The organism is Stenotrophomonas pictorum JCM 9942 (assembly GCF_001310775.1).
GTDB lineage: Bacteria > Pseudomonadota > Gammaproteobacteria > Xanthomonadales > Xanthomonadaceae > Stenotrophomonas > Stenotrophomonas pictorum.
In genome coordinates this window covers 1-3,400 of the sequence record NZ_BAZI01000290.1, presented here as the reverse complement: position 1 = coordinate 3,400, position 3,400 = coordinate 1, and the positions used below count along the sequence as shown (strand labels likewise).

Below are 3,400 nucleotides of genomic sequence, written 5' to 3'. Positions count from 1 at the left end.
GCCGCGCGTGCTCGGCGGCCTGTGCCGCGGCCGATACCTGCGCCACCTCGGCGGCCACCGGCGCTTTCTGTTTCGTTCCGACCGAACCACAGGCGCCCAGCGCCGCAGCCGTCACCAAAACCAGCGGTATCCGCCACATCAACGTATTCATGCACCTAACTTCTCAGTCGCACGCTGCAGCGCGCGGTTGTCCGGATCCAGCTTGCGGGCCTCCTCGAAGAAGCGCCGGGCTTCCTCCTTCTGGCCCAGCACCCACAGTACTTCGCCCACGTGGGCGGCAATTTCCGGGTCCTTGTTCAAGGTCCAGGCGCGGCGCAGCTGCACCAGCGCCTCCTCGTTGCGCCCGAGCCGGTAGAGCACCCAGCCGTAGCTGTCGACGATGGCGGCATTGTCCGGCTCGGCGACGCGGGCGCGGTCGATCAGCTCCAGCGCTTCCTGGTAACGGCTGGTGCGATCGGCCAAGGTGTAGCCCAGCGCATTGAGCGCGGCCACGTTTTCCGGCTCGGTGACCAGGATCTTGCGCAGATCGGCCTCGGCACGCGGCACGTCGTCATTGCGTTCCCACGCCAGCGCCCGGGCATACAGCAGGGCGTTGTCATCCGGGTAGGCCGCCAGCCGCGCGCCAGCACATCCAGCTCGCCACGCGCATCGTCATCGCGCAGCCGCAGCTCAGCCTCCAACAGGTAGGCGTCGCGGCGCACCTCGTCATCGACCGCGGCATCGCCCTGGATTGCACGCACCTCCTGGGTGGCCTGTTTCTTTTCGCCCAGCTCGTGCAGCGCATTCACCGCCCGCAGGCGGGCCTCGCCCCGCTGCGGCCCGCCGGGAACACCGTGATACCAGTCCACGGCTTCCGGGTAGCGCTTGAGGTACTCGGCGATCTTGCCCAGCAGCAGACGCTGCTCGGGATCGGGCTTGCTGGCCTTGGCCGAGATGTCCCGATACAGCGCCAGCAGCGCCGCATCGTCCTTCTGCTTGGCCAGCAGCGAGGCGCGCATGCCCCAGGTCTGCAGGTTCTGTTCACCGATCGACAGCACACGCTCTGCTGCCGCCGGCGCGCCGAACGCGTCGTAGGCGAAGGCCAGCGCGTTGCGCAGCTCCTCGTCTCCCACGGCCTTGGGCTCGACGCCTTTGAGCAGCGCCAGCGCCTCATCCTTCTTGCCGGCCTGGTTGAGCTGGGAGGCATGCAGCAAGGTCACCCGCGGCTCGTCCGGGAAACGCCTGACCACTTCCCCGACCATGCGCCGGGCCAGCTCGGGCCGCTCCATCCGCAGCGCCAGACGGCCGAATTCCTGCCAGGCCTCCAGGTCATCGGGAATCGCGCCGGCATCGACCAGCGCTCCCAGCACCTGCGCCGGCACCGCCGGATCACGCCCGCCAGTGGCCAGCGCCAGCAGCGCATAGCGCCAGCTCCGTGGCTCTGGCGCGCGCAGGACTGTCAGCAGCTCTTTGCGCGCCAGTCGTGTATCGCCCTTGCGCATGGCCAGCGAGGCACGGGTGCCATGCACCGCCAGCGAACCCGGATCCCGCCGCGCCCATAGCGCCAGCGCTTCGGCGGCGCGGGTGTCATCGTCGGCCAGCATCGCGATGCGCGTGGCCCGTTCGGCCAGCCCCGCATCATCCTTGCCTTCTTGCGCGGCCTGCAGGTACCAGCGCGCGGCATCGGCCAGCTTGCCGGCCTGGAGCGAAAACTCGCCGGCCAATACCGGCGTCAGCGAGGCACTGTGATCGGCTGATTCCTTGTCCCATACGGCCTGCGGCGGGGCCGCCGACAGCGGAAATACCGGCAAACAGAGCAACAGAACGGTGCATATGCGATTGAGTACGGGCATCTGGCGCGACCGGGCCGTAAAATGGCGGCCTTGAATGGCCAGCAGCTTATCGCAAGCAACTGAACGAATGACCCTGTGGGTGCTCGGACTGAATCACCAGACCGCGCCGGTGGAACTGCGCGAACGCGCGGCCTTCGGCGGCGACGCCCTGCCCCGCGCGCTGGAATCGCTGCGGCAATCGGCGGAGCTGTCCGAGGCCGTGCTGCTGTCCACCTGCAACCGCACCGAGCTGTACGCGGTGGCCGAGGACAGCCAGGCGCTGGCCCACTGGCTGCAATCCCACGCCGGTGATCTGCAGGGCTACCTGTACCAGCACTGCGACGGCGAGGCGGTGCGTCACCTGTTCCGCGTGGCCACCGGACTGGATTCGATGGTGCTGGGCGAGCCGCAGATCCTGGGACAGGTGAAAGATGCCTGGGCACTGGCCCGCGACAGCGGTGCGATCGGCCAGCAGCTCGATCGCCTGTTCCAGCAGACGTTCTCGGTCGCCAAGCGTGCCCGCACCGACACCCGGATCGGCGCCAACCCGGTCTCGGTGGCATCCACCGCGGTACGGCTGGCGCAGGACTCTTTCGCGCGGATGGACGAATCCAGCGTGCTGCTGGTGGGTGCCGGCGAAACCATCGAGCTGGCGGCCAAGCACCTGAGCGAGGCCAAGGTGAAACGGCTGCTGATCGCCAACCGGACGCTGGCCCACGCCCAGGATCTGGCTACCCGTCACGGTGGCGTGGCCTTGCCGCTGGGCGAACTGGAGCGGCATCTGGGCGAGGCCGACGTGGTGTTCTCCGCCACCGCCGCGCGCGAACCGGTGATCCTGCACCGCCATGTCGCCACCGCGCTGCGCTCACGCCGGCACAAGCCGATGCTGCTGTTCGACCTGGCGGTGCCGCGCGATATCGAAGCCGAAGTAGGCAGCCTGTCCGATGCCTACCTGTACACGGTGGACGACATGGAGCGTGCGGTGGAGGAAAACCGCCGCGGACGCCGTGAAGCCGCGGCCGAAGCCGAAGCCATCATCGACCTGCAGGTCAGCCGTTACCAGGAAAGCCTGCGCGCGGCACACCTGCAGGCGCCGATCCGGCAGTTGCGCGCGTTCGGCGAGGCCACCCGTTCCGAACTGCTGGCCAAGGCCCGGCAGCAGCTGGCCCATGGCAAGCCGGCCGAGGACGTGCTCGACCAGCTCGCCCACAGCCTGACCAATCGCCTGCTGCATCCGCCCACCGCCGCGCTGCGCCAGGCCGCGCTGGAAGGCGACACCGAACTCACCCGCGCCGCCGAGCGCCTGTTCCCGGCCACCCCCGGGTATCAACACCCTGTTGCGAGGACCGATGACGCCGACCCTGCGCCGTAAGCTGCTGGCACTGGCCGAGCGCCGTGAAGAACTCGAACGCCTGCTGTCCGAACCGGACGTGGTCGCCGACAACGAGCGCTTCCGCAACTTCTCCCGCGAATTCTCCCAGCTCGAACCGGTCGCCACCGCGCTGGCCGAGGAAGCGCGGGCCAAGGCCGACCTGGCCGCGGCCGAAGCTATGCGCGCCGACCCGGAACTGCGCGAGCTGGCCGAGGAG

General features: G+C 68.9%; 2 protein-coding genes and 1 pseudogene. 2 read left to right on the top strand and 1 reads right to left on the bottom strand.

The window, feature by feature from the left end:
- Positions 1 to 147: 147 nt before the first annotated feature.
- Positions 148 to 1,832, bottom strand: a pseudogene (locus tag JCM9942_RS12570) (tetratricopeptide repeat protein).
- Between the two features lie 67 nt (positions 1,833 to 1,899).
- On the opposite strand from JCM9942_RS12570, the gene hemA reads away from it, so the two are divergent.
- Together hemA and JCM9942_RS12560 are read left to right on the top strand one after the other, a co-directional pair.
- Positions 1,900 to 3,183 (top strand): glutamyl-tRNA reductase, encoded by a 1,284-nt coding sequence (hemA, locus tag JCM9942_RS12565; protein WP_054660069.1) that lies wholly within the window; start codon positions 1,900 to 1,902, stop codon positions 3,181 to 3,183.
- A partial coding sequence (locus JCM9942_RS12560; protein WP_157722917.1) for a PCRF domain-containing protein occupies positions 3,161 to 3,400 on the top strand: 240 nt, incomplete at its 3' end. The genes hemA and JCM9942_RS12560, both read left to right, overlap by 23 nt.

Bases quoted from the DNA above. Each gene is read 5' to 3' on its own strand.
- hemA (WP_054660069.1), top strand. From the start codon at position 1,900: ATGACCCTGTGGGTGCTCGGACTGAATCACCAGACCGCGCCGGTGGAA.